General features: G+C 63.5%; 16 protein-coding genes. 15 read left to right on the plus strand and 1 reads right to left on the minus strand.

Annotation, left to right across the window (positions count from 1 at the left end; genetic code table 11):
• Positions 1-378: 378 nt before the first annotated feature.
• The 13 genes from HNP33_RS03280 to trxC all read left to right on the plus strand — a co-directional run bounded on the left by HNP33_RS03280 (position 379) and on the right by trxC (position 13097).
• Positions 379-1347 (plus strand): TauD/TfdA dioxygenase family protein, encoded by a 969-nt coding sequence (locus tag HNP33_RS03280; protein WP_184705269.1) that lies wholly within the window; start codon positions 379-381, stop codon positions 1345-1347.
• A gap of 255 nt (positions 1348-1602) precedes the next feature.
• The gene (locus HNP33_RS03285) at positions 1603-2736 is read left to right on the plus strand and encodes an ABC transporter substrate-binding protein (RefSeq protein ID WP_233464331.1); all 1134 of its coding nucleotides are present in this window, start codon (positions 1603-1605) and stop codon (positions 2734-2736) included.
• A gap of 148 nt (positions 2737-2884) precedes the next feature.
• Positions 2885-3940 (plus strand): ABC transporter ATP-binding protein, encoded by a 1056-nt coding sequence (locus HNP33_RS03290; protein ID WP_184705271.1) that lies wholly within the window; start codon positions 2885-2887, stop codon positions 3938-3940.
• 10 nt (positions 3941-3950) lie between these two features.
• Positions 3951-4883 carry an ABC transporter permease gene (locus HNP33_RS03295; protein WP_184705273.1) on the plus strand — a complete coding sequence of 311 codons (933 nt, stop codon included), beginning with the start codon at positions 3951-3953 and terminating at the stop codon, positions 4881-4883.
• Positions 4884-4971: 88 nt separating this feature from the next.
• A complete protein-coding gene (locus tag HNP33_RS03300; RefSeq protein WP_184705275.1) occupies positions 4972-6597 on the plus strand; it encodes an amidohydrolase in 1626 nt (541 codons plus the stop codon).
• A gap of 48 nt (positions 6598-6645) precedes the next feature.
• Positions 6646-6840, plus strand: coding sequence for a DUF2905 domain-containing protein (locus HNP33_RS03305; RefSeq protein ID WP_184705277.1), 195 nt, complete (start codon positions 6646-6648; stop codon positions 6838-6840).
• A 137-nt stretch (positions 6841-6977) separates the two neighbouring features.
• A complete protein-coding gene (locus HNP33_RS03310; protein WP_184705279.1) occupies positions 6978-8000 on the plus strand; it encodes an ABC transporter ATP-binding protein in 1023 nt (340 codons plus the stop codon).
• Positions 8001-8082: 82 nt separating this feature from the next.
• Positions 8083-9381 carry an ABC transporter substrate-binding protein gene (locus HNP33_RS03315; RefSeq protein WP_184705281.1) on the plus strand — a complete coding sequence of 433 codons (1299 nt, stop codon included), beginning with the start codon at positions 8083-8085 and terminating at the stop codon, positions 9379-9381.
• 111 nt (positions 9382-9492) lie between these two features.
• On the plus strand, positions 9493-10398 hold the full coding sequence (locus tag HNP33_RS03320) for a carbohydrate ABC transporter permease (RefSeq protein ID WP_184705283.1): 906 nt from the start codon (positions 9493-9495) through the stop codon (positions 10396-10398).
• Positions 10395-11222 carry a carbohydrate ABC transporter permease gene (locus HNP33_RS03325; RefSeq protein ID WP_184705285.1) on the plus strand — a complete coding sequence of 276 codons (828 nt, stop codon included), beginning with the start codon at positions 10395-10397 and terminating at the stop codon, positions 11220-11222. Before HNP33_RS03320 ends, HNP33_RS03325 begins: the two co-directional genes overlap by 4 nt.
• Positions 11223-11258: 36 nt before the next feature.
• Positions 11259-11651, plus strand: a complete 393-nt coding sequence (locus HNP33_RS03330; RefSeq protein WP_184705287.1) for a VOC family protein — start codon at positions 11259-11261, stop codon at positions 11649-11651.
• Positions 11652-11695: 44 nt separating this feature from the next.
• The gene (locus HNP33_RS03335) at positions 11696-12574 is read left to right on the plus strand and encodes an endonuclease/exonuclease/phosphatase family protein (protein WP_233464337.1); all 879 of its coding nucleotides are present in this window, start codon (positions 11696-11698) and stop codon (positions 12572-12574) included.
• An 85-nt stretch (positions 12575-12659) separates the two neighbouring features.
• Positions 12660-13097: a thioredoxin TrxC gene (gene trxC / locus HNP33_RS03340; RefSeq protein ID WP_184705289.1), complete on the plus strand. Its 438-nt coding sequence runs from the start codon at positions 12660-12662 to the stop codon at positions 13095-13097.
• Between the two features lie 133 nt (positions 13098-13230).
• On the opposite strand, the gene HNP33_RS03345 is transcribed toward trxC, so the two are convergent.
• Positions 13231-15183, minus strand: a complete 1953-nt coding sequence (locus tag HNP33_RS03345) for a PhoX family protein (RefSeq protein ID WP_184705291.1) — start codon at positions 15181-15183, stop codon at positions 13231-13233.
• A gap of 521 nt (positions 15184-15704) precedes the next feature.
• Between HNP33_RS03345 and HNP33_RS03350 the strand changes: the two genes are divergently transcribed.
• Together HNP33_RS03350 and HNP33_RS03355 are read left to right on the plus strand one after the other, a co-directional pair.
• The gene (locus HNP33_RS03350; protein WP_184705293.1) at positions 15705-17627 is read left to right on the plus strand and encodes a PrkA family serine protein kinase; all 1923 of its coding nucleotides are present in this window, start codon (positions 15705-15707) and stop codon (positions 17625-17627) included.
• A 61-nt stretch (positions 17628-17688) separates the two neighbouring features.
• Positions 17689-18957, plus strand: a complete 1269-nt coding sequence (locus HNP33_RS03355; protein WP_184705295.1) for a YeaH/YhbH family protein — start codon at positions 17689-17691, stop codon at positions 18955-18957.
• Positions 18958-18962 lie beyond the last annotated feature (5 nt).

The following is an 18962-nucleotide window of genomic DNA, read 5'->3' on the forward strand; positions in this document are numbered from 1 at the left end:
GGGTTGAGAGGGGTCTAACACGGTCGGTCTGCGCCAACAGCCGATAGCGGCTCTGGTCCCTCACCCCGACACCTGTAAACATACAAGCGGCTCTAAGCCCATGCTGGCTGCCGGTGCAGAGCCCTGACATACCGCGCCAGAGCCGCACGCGGAGCAGGCGAAGCGGGCGTCTGGTGCCGTACAGAATGGCTCATTGCGCACCGGCAGTCTTCAGTATGGCGGCCCAACATGAAAGGGCGATGACGGGGCACACGGGGTAGGGCCGCCTTCTGCAAAATTTGCATAAAGATAGCCATTTTTATTCGTTTTGCTTTTATGGAGCGGCTTTTACAGTGGCATGACCGCGATTGATTCGCCACAGCCTTTGAGGAAGCTGCCATGTCTGCCCTGTTCGATGCCCTGACCGCACATCCGTTCTCCTTCCGCCGCCCGGTGCCGGAATCGGCCGTGCGCCAGGCGCCAGCGCGTGCTGCCGGCCCCGCGTTTGAGGTGCGCCCCATCAGCCAGCCCGATGGCGCCAGCAGTCGCCTGGGTGTGGAGGTGGTGGGGCTGGATCTGGCCCAACCACTCAGCAGCGACGATTTCGCCCGTCTGCACGAGGCCCACCTGCAGCACAGCGTGGTGGTGTACCGCAACCAGCGCATCACCCCGGCCGAGCACATTGCATTCAGCCGCCGCTTTGGCCCGCTGCAGCGCCATGTGCTGCGCAATTTCAAGCTCGATCAGCATGACGAGATTCTGGTTGTCTCCAACATCATCGAAGGTGGCCAGCCCACAGGCCTGGGGGATGCTGGGGCGTACTGGCACTCCGATCTGTCGTACAAGCCCAAGCCGGCCTTGGGCTCGCTCCTGCACGCGCAGGAGCTGCCCGAGGTGGGTGGCGATACCTTGTTTGCCGACCAGGTGGCGGCCTATGATGCGCTGCCGTATACGCTCAAGCAGCAGCTGACGGGGCTGCTCGCCGAGCACAGCTATCTGCTCAAGTATGAAGAGCTGCGCGCGCGCAACCCGTTCCGCCCCAAGTTGAGCGACGAGCAGGTGGCCGAGGTCAAGCCTGCCATTCATCCGGTGGTGCGCACGCACCCCGAAACCGGTCGCAAGGCGCTTTTTGTCAGCGAGCATTTCACCACCCGCATCGTCGGGCTGCCGCAGGCCCGGTCCGACGCGCTGCTGGCCGAGCTGTTTGCGCACAGCACGCAGCCGCAGTTTGTGTACCGCCACCACTGGCAGCCGCACGATCTGCTGTTCTGGGACAACCGCGCCGTGCTGCACCTGGCCACCGGCGTGCCCGAGGGGCAGCGCCGCAAGCTCTACCGCACCACCATCGAAGGCGATGTGCCGGTATGAACCATTTGAACGGAAACCACCTATCGCGCGCATCTGGCAAGCGCGGGCAGCTCCTGTTTTTGATGTCGATGTGCATGGCTGCCGCGTGTTGATGCCGGATGGAAAGCGCGGCCATTGCGGCCCATCAACGGCTTTCACCTCCTGCATCTTCGCGGCGATTGACGCCCTGCCCCAGGCACGCACCTTCACGCGCCTCCACGCACTTCGCAAGGTGCGCCCGCCGGGGCCATTCACCCTTCGCATCGTTTTTAAGCCATGAAATTCAACAACCAATGGGCGCCTGTTGCCCGCCAATCGAAGCAAGAACATTTAAAAACCATAGCAAACAGCGCGCAGCCATCCACTGCCGCCAGCCGCCGTCGTGCCTTGCGCGGCGCCCGCAAGAACGCGGCTGCCGTGCTGGCTGCCACGGCCCTGCTGTGGGGGCTGGGCACGGGTGTGGCGCAGGCGGCTGAAGGCCAGTTGCGCATTGCCCAGCAGTACGGCATCGTCTACCTGCTGCTCAATGTGGCGCAAGACCAGCAGCTGATCGAGAAGCACGGCAAGGCCCAGGGTGTGGACATCAAGGTCAACTACCTGCAGTTCTCGGGCGGGCCTGCGGTCAACGACGCGCTGCTGTCCGGCAACGTCGATATTGCGGGGGCAGGGGTTGCGCCGCTCTTTACGCTGTGGGATCGCACCAAGGGCAAGCAGAACGTCAAGGGCGTGGCCTCGCTGGGCAACTTTCCGTATTACCTGGTCAGCAACAACCCGGCCGTCAAGACGATTGCCGATTTCACCGACAAGGACCGCATCGCTACACCGGCGGTGGGTGTCTCGGTGCAGTCGCGCGTACTGCAGTACGCATCGGCCAAGCTGTGGGGCGACAAGGAATACCAGCGGCTCGACAAGTTGCAGGTAGCCCTGCCGCACCCGGATGCAGCGGCTGCCATCATCAAGGGCGGCACCGAGATCAGCGCGCACTTTGGCAACCCACCCTTCCAGGAGCTGGAGCTGGCGGGTAACCCCAATGCCCGCATCGTACTGAACAGTTACGACGTGCTGGGCGGCCCCGCTTCGTCCACGGTGCTGTACGCGACCGAGAAGTTCCGCCAGGAGAGCCCCAAGACCTACCGCGCGTTTGTCGATGCGCTCGACGAATCGGCCCAGTTCATCAAGGCCAACCCGGACAAGGCGGCCGACATCTTCTTGAAGAGCGGCGGTGGCGGCAAGGTGGACAAGGCCCTGGTGCTGCAGATTTTGAAGAATCCGCTGGTGCAGTTCACCATCCAGCCACAGAACACGGTGGGCCTGGGCCAGTTTCTGTACAAGGTCGGCGTCATCAAGACCCGGCCGGAAGCCGCCAAGGATTATTTCTTTGACGACCCACGCATTGCCGGAGGGAGCTGATCGGAGCACCTCCGCTCTCGCTTTGCTTGCGCAAAACGGGCAGGAGGACGACAGCCTCGGTGCGCGGCGGCGCTCCCTCGCTGTCTCGCAGATGGGCTACGCCGGTTGGGTGCGCTGCTTGCGGCGCACAGCATGATGGAGAACAGATATGTGGCGGAATTTTGCTTTGGGAAATCTGGGTGGTTTGGGGCGTGATGCAGGCGGGCAGGATAGCGATGTGGCCCTGGGGCCCTCTGCCTGGCTGCGTAGCGCGGCCGAGCCTTTTGCCAGCCAGGCAGAGGCGGAGCTGGCGGGGCGCCTCTCGGCTTCTGCACAAACTTATCCACAGGCGGTCAGGGAGTTGCCGCACAACGGCGCCCTGCTGGAGGTGGACCGGGTCAGCATCGACTACGCCACCCGCGAGCGCGTGGTGCGGGCCACGCACCAGGTGAGCTTTGGCGTACACGGGGCCGACCGTTTTGTGCTGCTGGGCGCCTCGGGCTGTGGCAAATCCACCTTGCTCAAGGCCATGGCGGGGTTTGTGCCGGTGAGCGAGGGCGCCATTCGCCTGGGCGGCGCGCCGGTGCACGGCCCGGGGCCGGACCGGGTCATGGTGTTTCAGGAGTTTGACCAGTTGCCGCCGTGGAAGACCGTGCGCGAGAACGTGATGTTTCCGCTGCTCGCCTCGCGCCGCGCCAGCCGGAAGGAGGCCCTCGAGCGTGCCGACTGGTACCTGGACAAGGTGGGCCTGACCCGCTTTGCCGATGTGCACCCGCACCAGCTCTCTGGCGGCATGAAGCAGCGCGTGGCCATTGCGCGCGCACTGGCCATGCACCCGCAGGTGCTGCTGATGGATGAGCCCTTTGCCGCGCTCGACGCGCTGACGCGCCGCCGCATGCAGGAGGAGCTGCTGGCGCTGTGGGACGAGCTGCGCTTCACCCTGGTGTTCGTCACCCACTCGATCGAAGAGGCGTTGGTGGTGGGCAACCGCATCGCCATCCTCTCGCCGCACCCCGGGCGCCTGCGCGCCGAGATCAACGCCCACAGCTTTGATCTGGCCAGCAGCGGCAGCGCCGCCTTCCAGGCCGCGCACCAGCGCATTCACCGGCTGCTGTTTGACGAAGAGCTGGCTATCCATGCGGACGACGATGCGCCCGCCAGCCCTGGGCCGGTGGCTAAAGACATCCCCCATACCCAGGGCGGCGGCCTGCGCCGCGCGGCATGAAAGGTATCCCATGACATCCGTCACGATTGCCACAATCACCCCTTCCGGCGGCGCACCTTCCTCTGCATCCGGCAGCGGCCCGCAGCAGCCGCCCATCCGGCCCGAAGCCGAATATGCGCTGCCTGCTGCGCCCGCCGACATCCAGGCGCGCGCGCTGCCGCTGGCGACAAGGCTGTTGCAGCACCCGCTGCTGCGCAAGGCCATCATCCTGGCCGTGCTGGCGCTGGTATGGGAGGTAGCCGCCCGCTGGCAGGACAACGATCTGCTGCTGCCCACCTTCACCCAGACCGCCGCCACCCTGGTGCGCGATCTGGCCAATGGCGAGCTGCTGGCCAAGGCGGCGGTGTCGCTCGGCATTCTGGTGCAAGGCTATGTGCTGGGTGTGGCGGGGGCGCTGCTGCTCACGGTGCTGGCCGTCTCCAGCCAGTGGGGGCGTGATCTGCTAACCACCCTGACCAGCATGTTCAACCCGCTGCCCGCCATTGCCCTGCTGCCGCTGGCGCTGCTGTGGTTTGGCCTGGGGCAAGGCAGCCTGCTGGTGGTGCTGGTGCATTCGGTGCTCTGGCCGCTGGCGCTGGCCACCTACGCGGGCTTTCAGTCCGTGCCCGACACCTTGCGCATGGCGGGCCGCAACTATGGCCTGCGCGGTGTGCGCTACGTGCTGCAGATTCTGGTGCCTGCGGCGCTGCCTTCCATCCTGTCGGGGCTCAAGATTGGCTGGGCCTTTGCCTGGCGCACCCTGATCGCGGCAGAGCTGGTGTTCGGCGCCTCATCGGGCAAGGGGGGCCTGGGCTGGTACATCTTCCAAAGCCGCAACGAGCTTTACACCGACCAGGTGTTCGCCGGGCTGGCGCTGGTCATCATCATTGGTCTTCTGGTGGAAACGCTGGGCTTTCACCAGCTGGAGCGGGTCACCGTCAGGCGCTGGGGCGTGCAGCGGTAAACCGGTTATCGGGTGGTGGATTCGCGGACAATGGTTGCTTGAGTACCTTGTCCGCTTTTTTGCACCTTTCTGGATCACCGCCTCCGCCATGCCTTCCTGCCTGTTCACCAATGCCAAAGTCTTCACCGGGCGCAGCGAAACCGAGTTTGTCTCCGCCTTTACCGCCAGAGGCGGCAAGATCACCTGGGTGGGTCATGCAGGCGATGTCCAGCAGCCCGCCGCAGACTTGCAGGTCGATCTGCAGGGCAAGACTGTCGTGCCGGGCTTCATCGATGTGCACACCCACCCCACGTTCCTGTCGCAGATTGTGGATGCGGTGCCCTGCACCGTACCCTTGGTCGAAGACATTCCGGGCCTGATTGCCGCGCTCCGCAAACACCCCAAGGCGGGCATGGGCCCGAACGACTGGATCGAAGGCTGGGGCTATGACGAATCCAAGCTGAAGGAAGGGCGCACGCCTACGCGGCATGACCTCGATCAAGTCTCCACCACGCAACCGGTCTATGTGGGGCGCTCCGACTGCCACTCGGGCATCTGCAACACCCGGGCATTGCAGCTGGCAGGCATTGGCCGGGAGACTCCCGATCCCATTGGCGGCCACTTTGGCCGCGACGCAGACGGCACGCCCAACGGCGTGCTGACCGAGCTGGCCGCCAACAGCGTGGTGCAGCGCGCCAAGGCCGTGCAGGATTACGCGCAGGCCGTGGGCAGCCTGGCGCGCACCTCGCAGCGCTTCAGCGAACGCGGCATCGTCGCCGTGACCGACATGATGGCCTTCACCCAGCCGTTTCACCACCTCGATGTGTACCGCGATGCAGCGCAGGCAGGCTTTCGGCAGCAGGCGGCGCTGTATTTTTCGTGGGAGCCCTGCAAGGGCGATCTGCTGGCAGGCCTGCAGGCCGCGCAAAAGGAGGGGCGCGTCAAGATTGCAGGCATCAAACTGTTTGCCGATGGCTCCATCTCTGGCAAGACCGCCTGGTGCAGTTGCGCCTACAAACATACTGGCAGCCAAACCGGCAGCCTGTTTGGCATGTCGCTGCTCACCAGCGCGGCGCTGGAGCAGGCCTACGAATGGTCGCGGGCCAACGGCGCGCAAATGGCCGTGCACGCCATGGGCGATGCCGCGCTGCAACTGGTGATCGATTTCTTTGCCGACAAGCAGCCCTGGCTGCCTGGCGGCATCCCGTCGGTGCGGCTGGAGCACGCCACCTTGCTCAAGCCCGCGCAGATTGCGCAGATGAACGCCATGCCCATGCAATGGGGCGTGGCCACGCAGATCATCTTCATGTTTGCCGAGTACGACGCCTATACCGAGAACCTGGTCGATGCGGAGTTTGAGCAGTCCTACGCGCTCAAAACCTTCTACCAGCAGATTGCGCACGTGGCGCTGTCGTCCGATGCACCGGCCACCACCTGGGCTGATCCGGACAATGTCTTCGTCTCCATCCAGGCAGCCGTGCAGCGCCGCGCCTACAACGGCGCGCCCATCGTGGACAGCCAGGCGCTGACCGTGCCGCAGGCCGTGCTGCTCTACACCGCCCGCGCAGCCAGCCTCTCGCCCTTTGACGGGCAACTCGGCCAGATCGCCCCGGGCTTTGAAGCGAGCTTTGCCGTGCTGAGCGGCGACATCTTCAGCGTGCCTGCGGCAGACATTGGCACGCTGCGTGTCGGTGCCACCTGGGTGGCTGGCGAGCAGGTGTACGCGGCTGCATAGAGATCGTAAATACGTTCTTAAGGCTGCGAAAGTTCTACACTGGCAGCCATGTTCCGCTGGTTGATCGTCGTCTTTCTTGCGCTGTTGCTGCTCAACGGCTTTTCTGCGCTGCTGCGCAAGATCGGCCTCGGGCGTCTTCCGGGCGATTTCGAGATCACGGTCTTTGGGAAAAAGATTTGGCTGCCGATTGCCACCACGGTGTTGCTGAGCATGCTGGCGGCGGGCATTGCCAGGTACCTGTAGTGGCTGCCCTTCGGCTTGAAACTGTCATATTCGTGACGCATGCGAAAGGCGGCTGAGAATGCCTGCGCCTTGATATCACACGGATATGCGGGAAAGTTTGTAAACAAATTGTCATCGTACCTTCATACACTGGGGCGATGTCATCCATTGAGTTAACGCAGGTTGCCAAGTCCTGGGGCAACACCACGGCCTTGCATTCCGTGGATCTGAAGATCGCGCCGGGCAGCTTCTGCGTGCTGCTAGGGCCATCGGGCTGCGGCAAATCCACCACCTTGCGCATCATTGCGGGGCTGGAGAGCGCAACCTCCGGCAAGGTGTTGATCGGCGGCAAGGACGTCACCCATCTGCCGCCAGCGCAGCGCGGCATTGCCATGGTCTTCCAGAACTATGCGCTGTTCCCCCATCTGAGCGTGGCCGAGAACATCGGCTTTGGCCTGTCGGTGCGCAAGGTGCCCAAGGCCGAAGCCGACAAGCGCCTCAAGGACGCGGCTGATCTGCTGGGCCTGTCGCACCTGCTCGACCGCAGGCCCGGTCAGCTCTCGGGCGGCCAGCAGCAGCGCGTGGCGCTCGGGCGGGCGCTGGTGGCGCAAGCCCATGTGTGCCTGATGGACGAGCCGCTCTCGAACCTGGATGCACAACTGCGCCAGGAGATGCGCGCCGAGCTGCGCGAACTGCAGCAGCGCCTGGGTCTGACGGTGGTCTATGTCACGCACGACCAGGCCGAAGCCATGAGCATGGCTGACCAGGTGGTGCTGCTGCACCAGGGCCGGGTGGAGCAATGCGCTGCGCCGCGCGACATGTATGCGCGGCCCGCCACCACGTTCGCAGCGCGCTTCATCGGCACGCCTGCCATGAACCTGCTCAAGCTCGACGACGGTGCCATTGCCGGCAGCGACGTGCGCCTGGCCGCGCCGCTGGGCGCTGCCTGGCTGGGCCTGCGGCCCGAAGCCGTGGCGCTGGGGCAGGGCGGCGTGAGCGCACAGCTTGCCGGGCAGGAATACCTGGGCGCCGATGTGGTGCTGCGCTGCGCCATCGGCAGCGAGCAGATCACCGTGCGCGCGCCGGGCCAGCACCACACCAATACCGGGCAGGCCATGCCCCTGGCCTGGCAGGTGGAAGACATGCACTTTTTTGACGCCGAAGGCCGGCGCATGCAGTGAGACTGCCCTGCCTTCTGTTCCCTTTTTTCTGACCTTTTGGTCTTTCGCCCTTTGCTTTTTTGCCGATAACAGGAGTGATCCCGTGCAACGCCATACGTTCTTGAAGACCATTCTCGCCACCAGCGCTGCCATGCTGGGCCTGACCGCCACGGTTGCCCACGCTGCCGATCCGCTGGAAGTGCCGTTCTACTACCCGGTGGCCGTGGGCGGCCCGATCACCAAGGTAATCGACGGCTATGCGGCGGATTTCAACAAGGCACACCCCCAGTACAAGATCACGCCGATCTATGCGGGCACCTACCAGGAAACCATCGTCAAGGCGCTCACGGCCAACAAATCGGGCAAGGCGCCTGCCACCTCGGTGCTGCTGTCCACCGACATGTTCACGCTGATCGACGAAGACGCCATTGCGCCGATTGACGACTTTGTGAAGACCGACGCCGACAAGGCCTGGCTCAAGGGCTTCTACCCGGCCTTCATGGCCAACAGCCAGACCGGCGGCAAGACCTGGGGCGTGCCTTTCCAGCGCTCGACGGTGGTGATGTACTACAACAAGGACGCCTTCAAGGAAGCGGGCCTGGACCCGAACAAGGCGCCTGCCACCTGGAAGGAGCTGAACGAGGCTGCCAAAAAGCTCACCAAGAAAGATGCCAATGGCAACGTCACGCAGTACGGCATCCAGATTCCATCTACCGGCTTTGCCTACTGGATGCTGCAGACCCTGACCACCCCCAACGACGTGCTGCTGGCCAACGAGGCGGGTACCAAGATCACCTTCGACAACCCCAAGGTCATCGAGGCGCTGGATTTCTGGGTCAACCTGACCAAGGAAGGCGTGCACCCCAAGGGCGTGGTCGAGTGGGGCACCACCCCCAAGGACTTCATGGAAAAGAAGGCCGCCATCATCATTACCACCACCGGCAACCTGACCAACCTGAAGGCCAACGCCAAGTTCGAATTCGGCGTGGGCCAGATCGCAGGCAATGTGCGCAAGGGCGGCTCGCCTACCGGCGGCGGCAATTTCTACATCTTCAAGAAGGCGCCCAAGGAGCAGCAGCAGGCCGCGTTCGAATTTGCCAAGTGGGTGACCCAGCCCGAGCGCGCCGCGCAGTGGAGCATGGACAGCGGCTACGTGGCCGTGTCGCCTGCCGCGTACGAAACGCCAGCCCTCAAGAAATACGGCCAGGAGTTCCCGCAGGCGCTGGTGGCGCGCGACCAGCTGCCTGTGTCGGTGGCCGAGTTCTCGACGCATGACAACCAGCGCGTGACCAAGGCGCTGAACGATGCCGTGCAGGCCGCGCTCAACGGCACCAAGACTTCGGCGCAGGCCATGAAGGAAGCGCAAAAGGAAGCGGACCGCATCCTGCGCAGCTACCAGTGATGACCGTAGGGGGGTGCGCACAGGCCCTGATGCGCCATTGCCGCTTCAGCGTTTGTCTGCATGCCCGCGCGGTGCGATAGCTTCACCACGCATAAAAAGAAATCGATTGGAATGAGTGCCTCTTTCTCTTCCTCCTCCGCCGCAGGCTCGGGCCAGCGCAGCATCCATGCCTGGCTGCTGCTTCTGCCTGCGCTGGTGCTGCTGGTCACCTTCACCCACTGGCCGGCGGTAGCCACCTTCATCGACAGTTTCTATTCCACCCCCAAAGGCGCGCGCGCTGCCGTGTGGGTGGGGCTGGAAAACTATGAAACCATGGCTGATGACCCGGTGTTCTGGCAGGCGGTGCGCAACAATCTGTGGTTTGCGGCGGCCACCATTCCGGCGTCCATCGGCCTGGCGCTCTTGATGGCGGTGTGGGTGAACGAGCGCATCGCGGGCCGCACCTTCATCCGCATGGCGTATTTCACGCCCACGGTGCTGCCGATGATTGCGGTGGCCAACATCTGGCTGTTCTTCTACACGCCGCAGTACGGCCTGCTGGAGCAGGTCACCACGGCGCTGGGCCTGCCGTCGCACAACTGGCTGGGCAGTCCGTCCACGGCGCTGGGCGCAGTCACCCTGGTGGCGGTGTGGAAGGAAGCGGGCTTTTTCATGATCTTCTACCTGGCCGCGCTGCAAACGCTCAACCCCAGCCTGAAGGAGGCGGCCGCCATCGAAGGCGCATCCCGCTGGTATTTCTTCCGCCGCGTACAGTGGCCGCTGCTGATGCCCACCACCTTGTTCGTGCTGGTCAACGCGGTCATCAACGCCTTCCGGCTGGTGGACCATGTCTTCATCCTGACGCGCGGCGGCCCGGACAACGCCACCACCTTGCTGCTCTACCATCTGTACGAGGTGGGTTTCAAGTTCTGGGATACCGCCTATGCGGCGGCCATCACCGTGGTGCTGGTCGTGGTGCTGGCGAGTGTGGCGCTGTTCCAGTTTTTCGTGCTCGACAAAAAGGTGCATTACAAATGAACGCCGCACCTGCCGTGATCTACCGCCATACCTGGTTTGACACCCTGGCCGCCTGGCTGCTGGCCCTGCTGTGGATACTGCCGCTAGCTTATGCGTTCTGGACGGCCTTCCACCCCAGCGACTACGCCATCCGGTTTGATCTGACCGCCCCCTGGACCTTGCAGAACTTTCGCAACGCCTGGGAAGCGGCGCCTTTTGCGCGCTACTTTCTGAACACCACCTTGCTCGTCGCCATCATCCTGGCCGCGCAACTGGTGCTCTCCACCCTGGCGGCATTCGCCTTTGCGCGCTACCAGTTCCGCGGCAAGAACATTGCCTTTGCACTGGTGCTGGTGCAGCTGATGATCATGCCCGACATCCTGCTGGTGGAGAACTACCAGACCATGGCGCGGCTGGGTCTCGTCGATACCTTGTTTGCCATCGGCCTGCCGTACTTCGCTTCGGCCTTTGCCATCTTTTTGCTGCGGCAGACCTTCATGGGGATCCCCAAGGAACTGGACGAAGCCGCGCGCGTGGAAGGCGCAAGCACCCTGCAGATTCTGTGGCGCGTGTATGTGCCGCTGGCCAAGCCGGTGTATACGGCGTTTGCGCTGGTGTCCGTCAGCTTTCACTGGAACAACTTTCTCTGGCCGCTGATCATTACCAACAGCGTGGAGTCGCGCCCGCTGACCGTGGGGCTGCAGGTGTTCTCCAGTGTGGAGCAGGGCGTGGACTGGTCTACCATCACCGCCGCCACCTTGATGACTTCGGCGCCGCTCTTGGTGGGGTTCATCCTGTTCCAGCGGCAGTTTGTGCAGAGCTTCATGCGCGCAGGCATCAAATAGCCGGTTACAGTCAACGCATCTTACTGGGAGCAACCAATGTCCGGACCTGCAGCAGCTGGCGTGCTGATCTACGCCAAGAACCTTGACCTGTTGGCGCAGTTTTACGCGCAAATCCTTGGTATGCGCGAGCTGCACCGCAGGGATGAGATCGTGGTGCTGCAATCGGCGCACCTGCAGCTGTTGATCCACGCCATTCCTGCGGCGATTGCCGCACAGGTGCATGTGTCCACGCCGCCTGCCAAGCGTGAGAATGTGGCGCTGAAATTTTTCGCCACCGTGGATTCCATGGCATCAGCCCGCGCCTTGGCCGCCCAGCTTGGCGGCCAGGTGTTTGACGACGAATGGCAGGGCCCCGGCTTTGTGGCCTGCAACGCCATGGACTGCGAGGGCAATGTGTTCCAGCTGCGCGCGCCTGCCGACGCCGTGTAGTACGGTTGCTTTCACATATTTTTATAGCATTTGGCGCTTGACGGATGGGCGCCTGGTCTTCATTCGACGAGGTATTGGGGCGCATGCAGATACTGACCTGGAACGTGCAATGGTGCTGCGGGCTCGATGGCGTTGCCGACCCGGCGCGCATCACACGCCACGCGCAGGGCATGGGCGATATCGACGTGCTGTGCCTGCAGGAGGTGGCAGTAGGCCACCCTGCCCTGGCAGGAGGGCCGGGCGATCAAGTGGCGCAGATCCAGGCTTTGCTGCCCGGCTGGCAGCTGTTTTTTGCCGCGACCACCGATGGCTTTGATGCGCAGGGCCAGCGCCGCAGCTTTGGCAATCTGGTGGCCACGCGCCTGGCGGTGGCCGAGGTGGCCCAGCACAGGCTGCCCTGGCTGGCAGAAGCTGGCGTGGTGAGCATGCCGCGCGGCTGCCTGGTGGTGACGGTGCGCGATCCGCACCTGGGCCTGGTGCGGGTGATGACGACGCACCTCGAATACCACAGCGCCACGCAGCGCATGGCGCAGGTGCGGGCGCTGCAAGGCATCCATGCCGAGGCGCTGGCGCAGTGCGGCGAGCCGCCCGGCAGCGCGCCTGCTGCCACGCCCTACACCACACCGGTACACACACCACACGCCGTGCTGTGCGGTGATTTCAACATGGGCCCGCTTGATGCCGAATATGCAGCCCTGGTAGCGCCTGGGGCGGCTCCTCTGCACAACAGCTGGCAGGTGCTGCAGGGCGATGCGCCGCAGCCTGCCACCTTCTGCGTGTTCGACCGCACCTGGGGCCCGGCGCCGGTGGCCTGCGATTTTGCACTGGTCAGCGACAGCCTGCGCAGCCATGTGCAGGGCTGGCGCAGCGACGGCGCCACGCAGCTGTCGGACCACCAGCCCGTGCTGCTGACCCTGGCCTGACGCGGCGCGGCTTGAAAATACGGCAATCGCCTTCAGTTGCAAGGCTGCAGCCTGCCCGTACGATGCAGGCCAAGGAGAACAGCCGATGCCTGAAGACAGCCTGCACATTGTGTGCCCCCATTGCCATACCACCAACCGCGTTCAGCGTGCGCAGCTGAGCGCGCACCTCGATTGCGGCAGCTGCCACCAGCCGCTTTTTATCGGCGAGCCGGTGCAGCTTGATGCGGAGAGCTTTGCCCGGCAGGTGGGGCGCAACCAGATTCCGGTTGTAGTGGATTTCTGGGCGCCCTGGTGCGGGCCCTGCCGCCAGATGGCACCCGGCTTTGCCCAAGCCGCCAAGCAGCTGGAGCCCTATGTGCGCTTTGCCAAGCTCGATACCGAAGCCTACCCGCATGTGGCCCAGCCGTTCAACATCCGCAGCATTCCGACCATGGTGGTGTTCAAGGGTGGCGATGAGGTGCAGCGCATCTCGGGCGCTCTGCCGCCGGGCGATATCGTGCGCTGGGTGCAGTCGGTGGTGTGACGCGCTTTCGGCGGTCGCACCGCCGGTGCACAGGGCGCGAGCCAACGGCTTTCACCCCATCCCGATCAAAAGGAAAAAGGGCCATCCGAAGATGGCCCTTTTGGCGTTCCAGCGCGGCTGGCAGATCGTGGGGTTACAGCTTGATGCCTTGTGGCGCGCCGGTCAGGTAGCCCACGGCGGCACCGAACTTGTTCTTGTAGTTGGCCTTGATCAGCGGATCGAGCTTTTCCTTGACCACGTTGTGGATGGCGCCCCAGTCACCAGCGTGCTGGAAGTTGCTCATGATGTAGGTCCAGCCGTTGATCTCGTCCACCGCATGCAGGCCGGTGGATTCGCCGCCCGCAGGGATCGACATGATGCGCGAGAGCTGCTTGGTGTCGACGTTGTAGGCCCACAGGAAGTTGTTCACGTGCTGGCCGCTGTCTTCACCGATGAAGAGGGTGCGCATCTTCTCCGAGAACTTGAGGTTGTCGGGGTTGCAGATCTTGTTGGGGTTGCCGGTGTTGCCCAGCGCGTCGGCGGCAATGTCTTCGCCAGCCAGCAGGGCCTTGGTGTCGATGGGCATCCACTCGCTGTCGATGGCAGCGCCACTGGTGTCCTTCTGGCCGCCGCGCAGGTTCAGCGCCATCACGGCACCGGCCTTCAAGGTTTTGGGGATGGAGACGCCGTTGCCTGGCACGTTGGCGGCATCACCTGCCACCATGGATTTTTCGCAGTTCTGCAGCGCAGAGTAGGCGATCTTGTCCTTGGCGTTGACGGTGGTGCCTTCCATCTTGGTGAAGCCCATGCTGGCGCCCTTGTAGGCGGCGTAGCGGTGGGTTTCGAGGAAGGCGGCGGCCTTGTCCATGCCGGGGTTGATCTTGATCCACTCGGTCTTGCCGTTGGCAACGATCTTGGTGAAGCTGGCGTCTTGCGGGTCCTTGCTCGCCACAGACATAATGTCGGTGGGCTTGAGCGTGTTTGCCAGGTTTTCGATTTCAGCGCTGGTGGCCGAGCCGAGCTTGATCCAGGTGAGGCCTGCAGCGCTGCCGGAGGCGGGGTCGATGGAGAAGCCAGCGCCCACCTTGGCGGCGTACAGCGAGCCGGAGGACAGGTCCTTGGCCTTGTCGGCCACGAACACGAAGTAGGCGCTGTTGGTGGCATCGTCGCCCATCAGTGCGGTGCGCGCGTCGGGCATCACCTGCACGAGCTCGTGCGAGATGCGGCCCATGCAGAAGTGCTTCTTGATCGAAGCGGTGCCGTCCTTGTTTACCGTCACCTCGGGCATGTGGCCGTAGTGGTAGGGGTTGGCCTTGGTTTCGTCGCCATACAGGTTCTTGCTGTAGGCCTTGAATTGCGCGTTGCTGGCGGCCGTGAACGCATCGGGCTCATATTCTTCGCTGGAGAGATGAGTGCCCCAGGGCGAAAGGCTCGCGCCGCAGGTGATCCACAGGCCGTGTACCTTGGAGGTGTCCACGTTGTGGTACTTCACCAGGCTCAGCTTGCCGCTGTCCTGGTCCTGATCGAGCGTCAGCACGGCGATGGGCGATGGCAGCTTGCCATACATGTCGGTCTTGCCATCCTGCGCCCAGGTGGTGTATTCGAACTGCACCACGGCGAACACGGGCTTGCCCTTGACGCCATCGACCTTGGCATCAGGCACGGTCAACAGGGAGGTGCCATCTGGCGAGTCGGAGAAGAACTGGCGTTCGCTGCCAGCCACCGTGGTGTCGGTGATGGGCTTGTTGTTGATGTCCACATAGCCGCCCGCCAGGATCTTGCCGCCCTTGCCGTCGGAGACCATGTCGCCGGTCACGAAGAACGGCTGGTAGGCCAGCTTGACTTCGCGGGTGCTGTTGTCGGCGTAGAGGATGCTCATCGCCGCGTTGGTGGTGGTGGTGGCCATGGCAGCAGGCACCGCCAGGGTAGGCGCCGCCATGCTGACGAAGCTGACAGACTTGAATGGCGCGGAGGGCGTGTCGTCATCGCCACCGCCGCCGCAGGCGGTCAGCAGACCGGCTGCCGACAGCGAGCCGGAGAGCGGCAGCAGGGGCGCACCGCCCAATAGTTGCAAGAGACGACGACGCGATGTCAACACTGCGCTCATAACGGTAACTCCGTGGGATTTGTGGTGTATTGGAAAGTCCACAGAGGCCCCAACAACCGGGGCAATGTTCTCTGTGACGCGCACCGAGTATCCGGCCACAAAATGGCAGCTTCATGACAGTTGCATAACGCTTTGATGACGGTGGAGGAGCGCCGCCCAACGCAGGAGTGGCGCGCCTTGGCGGGGGATTGGAGGGGTATTGGAGGGGTATTGGCGCGCACGAATCCGAAGGGGTGCGGGCGTCTTTTTCAGGCCCAAAGCGGGTGGTGGCGCTGGAATCAGAAATACTGCCCCCATTGCGGACATCCGTGTGTAGGACAGGTGGACTGGTCAAAGCTCGTGTAAGGTGCTACAACCAAGTCACGATAACGAATGCCTAGGGAGGCTCTGCAAAACCCTCTCCAGATGAGATGGATGCGGATCGCCCGAGACCGTGGTCAGACCACGGCAGGGAGTTTTGCAGAGGGTCCCTAGCAACTTTGCGGCATGGTCAGCCCCTTTGGTGCCGCCACGGAGGTCGTATGGATGTCATCAGCAACTCTGCCGCCCGCTATGTGCGCCTGCGCGAAGAGGAAATGTCGCTCGACGAGTTTCTTGTTCTGTGCCAGCGCGACCCCATGGTCTACGAGGGGGCTGCGCACCGCATGCTGGCCGCCATCGGCGAGCCGGAGATGATAGATACCCGCAATGATCCGCACCTCTCGCGCCTGTTCGCCAACAAGGTGATCCGCCGTTACCCTGCGTTTGCAGAGTTCTACGGCATGGAAGACTCCATCGAGCAGGTGGTGAGCTTCTTCCGCCACGCCGCCCAGGGCCTGGAAGAGCGCAAGCAGATTCTCTACCTGCTGGGCCCCGTGGGGGGCGGCAAGAGCTCCATCGCCGAGCGCCTGAAGTACCTGATGCAGAAGGTGCCGTTCTACGCGCTCAAGGGCTCGCCCGTGAACGAATCGCCGCTGGGTCTGTTCGATCCGATGGAGGATGGCCCGGTGCTTGAGGAGCAGTTTGGCATTCCGCGCCGCTGCCTGAGCCATGTGCTCTCGCCCTGGGCCGTCAAGCGCCTGGAGGAATACGGCGGCGATATCCGCCAGTTCCGTGTCGTCAAACGCTACCCCAGCATTTCGCGGCAGGTGGCCATTGCCAAGACCGAGCCGGGCGACGAGAACAACCAGGATATATCGAGCCTTGTGGGCAAGGTCGACATTCGCAAGCTGGAGAACTTTGCCCAGGACGACACCGATGCCTACAGCTACTCGGGCGGTCTGTGCCTGGCCAACCAGGGCCTGCTGGAGTTCGTCGAGATGTTCAAGGCGCCCATCAAGGTGCTGCATCCGCTGCTCACGGCCACCCAGGAGAGTAATTACAAGGGCACCGAAGGCTTTGGCGCCATTCCCTTTGATGGCCTGGTGCTGGCCCACAGCAACGAGAGCGAGTGGAAGGCTTTCCGCAACAACCGCAACAACGAGGCTTTTCTTGACCGTGTCTACATCGTCAAGGTGCCGTATTGCCTGCGCGTGTCGGAGGAAGTGCGCATCTACGAAAAGCTCATCCGCGAATCCTCGCTGGCCAGCGCCATCTGCGCGCCCGGCACGCTCAAGATGATGGCGCAGTTTGCGGTGCTCACGCGGCTGAAGGAGCCCGAGAACTCCAGCATCTTCAGCAAGATGCAGGTCTACGACGGCGAGAGCCTCAAGGACACCGACCCGCGCGCCAAGAGCTACCAGGAGTACCGTGACTACGCAGGGGTGGACGAGGGCATGTCGGGTATCTCCACACGCTTTGCCTTCAAGATTCTGTCCAAGGTGTTCAACTACGACAGTACCGAGGTGGCGGCCAACCCGGTGCATCTGATGTATGTGCTGGAGCAGCAGATCGAGCGCGAGCAGTTCCCTGCCGAGCTGGAGACCCGCTACACCAGCTACATCAAGGAATACCTGTCGCCGCACTACGCCGAGTTCATCGGCAAGGAAATCCAGACCGCCTATCTGGAAAGCTACAGCGAGTACGGCCAGAATATCTTTGACCGCTACGTCACCTACGCCGACTACTGGATCCAGGACAGCGAGTACCGCGACACCGACACCGGCGAGGTGTTCGACCGCAATGCGCTCAACGCCGAGCTGGAGAAGGTGGAAAAGCCCGCGGGCATCGCCAATGCGAAGGATTTCCGCAATGAGATCGTCAACTTCGTGCTGCGCGCGCGTGCCAACAACCAGGGCAAGAACCCGAGCTGGACCAGCTACGAAAAGCTGCGCCTGGTGATCGAGAAGAAGATGTTCTCCAACACCGAGGAGCTGCTGCCCGTCATCAGCTTCAACGCCAAGGCCAGTGCCGAGGATGCGCGCAAGCACGAAGACTTTGTCACCCGCATGGAAGCCAAAGGCTACACGCCCAAGCAGGTGCGCCTGCTGTGCGAGTGGTACCTGCGCGTGCGCAAGAGCAGCTGAGGCAGCGGGAACGGCGCGCCGGTACCGAACGCGCCGGGCCGACCATGCATGGGGGGCATAGATGGCATTGCAAATCATCGACCGCAGGCTCGCAGGCAAGAACAAGTCGGTGGGCAACCGCGAGCGCTTTGTGCGCCGCTACAAGGAGCAGATCGCCGAGGCGGTGCGCCGCGCTGTCTCCAAGCGCGACATTCGCCACATCGAGCAGGCCGAGAACATCACCATCCCGCGCAAGGACATCCGCGAACCCGTCTTTCACCACGGCCCAGGCGGCGTGCGCGATACCGTGCACCCGGGCAATACCGAGCATGTGCGGGGCGACCGCATTGCCCGGCCCCAGGGGGGAGGCGGCGGCCAGGGCTCGCAGGCCAGCGACAGCGGGGAGGGCGAAGACGACTTCACCTTCACCCTGACCAAGGAAGAGTTCATGGAACTGTTCTTTGAAGACCTGGCTCTGCCGCGCCTGCTGCGCACCCACATTGCCAGCACGCTGCAGTACAAGACGCGCCGCGCCGGCTACAGCCACGACGGTACGCCGCACAATCTGGCGGTGCTGCGCACCATGCGCGGCGCGCTGGGTCGGCGCATTGCCCTCACCAAGGCGCCGCACCGCGAGCTCAAGGCGCTTGAAGATGAGCTGGCGGCTCTGCTGGCGCAGGATGATGGCACGAGCGAGGCCGTGGCCGAGCTGCAGCAGCGCATCGCCGGGCTGCAGGCGCGCATGGGCAAGGTAGCGTTTCTCGATCCGCTGGACCTGCGCTTTCGCAGCCGCACCAAGGTGCCCGAGCCCAGCAGCCAGGCGGTGATGTTCTGCGTGATGGACGTGTCGGGCTCGATGGACCAGGCGCGCAAGGATCTGGCCAAGCGCTTCTTCATCCTTCTGTACCTGTTTCTCACGCGCCACTACGAGAAGATCGACATCGTCTTCATCCGCCACCACACGCAGGCTGCCGAGGTGGGCGAGGACGAGTTCTTCCATTCCACCGAAAGCGGCGGCACCGTGGTCAGCAGCGCGCTGGTGCTGCTCGACCAGATCATCCGCACGCGCTACCCCGTGGCCGACTGGAACATCTACGTGGCCCAGGCCAGCGATGGCGACAACTTTGGCGACGATGGCGGCAACTGCCGCAACCTGTTGGCCGAGAAGATTCTGCCGCTGGTGCGCTACTTTGCGTATGTGCAGGTGGTGCAGGAGGAGCAGAGCCTGTGGGAAGAGTACAGCCAGCTCTTGCCGCTGTTCCCGCACTTCGCCATGCGCAAGGTGTCGGAGCCGGGCGATATTTACCCCGTATTTCGTGATCTGTTCAAGAAGGAGGGGGTGACGGTATGAACCCT

The sequence above is a fragment of the Comamonas odontotermitis genome (assembly GCF_014207855.1).
Classification (GTDB): Bacteria; Pseudomonadota; Gammaproteobacteria; order Burkholderiales; family Burkholderiaceae_C; genus Comamonas; species Comamonas odontotermitis_A.

Coding starts and splice junctions, on each gene's coding strand:
- HNP33_RS03355 (WP_184705295.1), top strand. CDS start 17,689: ATGGCATTGCAAATCATCGACCGCAGGCTCGCAGGCAAGAACAAGTCG.
- HNP33_RS03335 (WP_233464337.1), top strand. CDS start 11,696: ATGGGCGCCTGGTCTTCATTCGACGAGGTATTGGGGCGCATGCAGATA.
- HNP33_RS03330 (WP_184705287.1), top strand. CDS start 11,259: ATGTCCGGACCTGCAGCAGCTGGCGTGCTGATCTACGCCAAGAACCTT.
- HNP33_RS03320 (WP_184705283.1), top strand. CDS start 9,493: ATGAGTGCCTCTTTCTCTTCCTCCTCCGCCGCAGGCTCGGGCCAGCGC.
- trxC (WP_184705289.1), top strand. CDS start 12,660: ATGCCTGAAGACAGCCTGCACATTGTGTGCCCCCATTGCCATACCACC.
- HNP33_RS03280 (WP_184705269.1), top strand. CDS start 379: ATGTCTGCCCTGTTCGATGCCCTGACCGCACATCCGTTCTCCTTCCGC.
- HNP33_RS03310 (WP_184705279.1), top strand. CDS start 6,978: ATGTCATCCATTGAGTTAACGCAGGTTGCCAAGTCCTGGGGCAACACC.
- HNP33_RS03300 (WP_184705275.1), top strand. CDS start 4,972: ATGCCTTCCTGCCTGTTCACCAATGCCAAAGTCTTCACCGGGCGCAGC.
- HNP33_RS03290 (WP_184705271.1), top strand. CDS start 2,885: ATGTGGCGGAATTTTGCTTTGGGAAATCTGGGTGGTTTGGGGCGTGAT.
- HNP33_RS03305 (WP_184705277.1), top strand. CDS start 6,646: ATGTTCCGCTGGTTGATCGTCGTCTTTCTTGCGCTGTTGCTGCTCAAC.
- HNP33_RS03350 (WP_184705293.1), top strand. CDS start 15,705: ATGGATGTCATCAGCAACTCTGCCGCCCGCTATGTGCGCCTGCGCGAA.
- HNP33_RS03295 (WP_184705273.1), top strand. CDS start 3,951: ATGACATCCGTCACGATTGCCACAATCACCCCTTCCGGCGGCGCACCT.
- HNP33_RS03285 (WP_233464331.1), top strand. CDS start 1,603: ATGAAATTCAACAACCAATGGGCGCCTGTTGCCCGCCAATCGAAGCAA.
- HNP33_RS03345 (WP_184705291.1), bottom strand. CDS start 15,183: ATGAGCGCAGTGTTGACATCGCGTCGTCGTCTCTTGCAACTATTGGGC.
- HNP33_RS03325 (WP_184705285.1), top strand. CDS start 10,395: ATGAACGCCGCACCTGCCGTGATCTACCGCCATACCTGGTTTGACACC.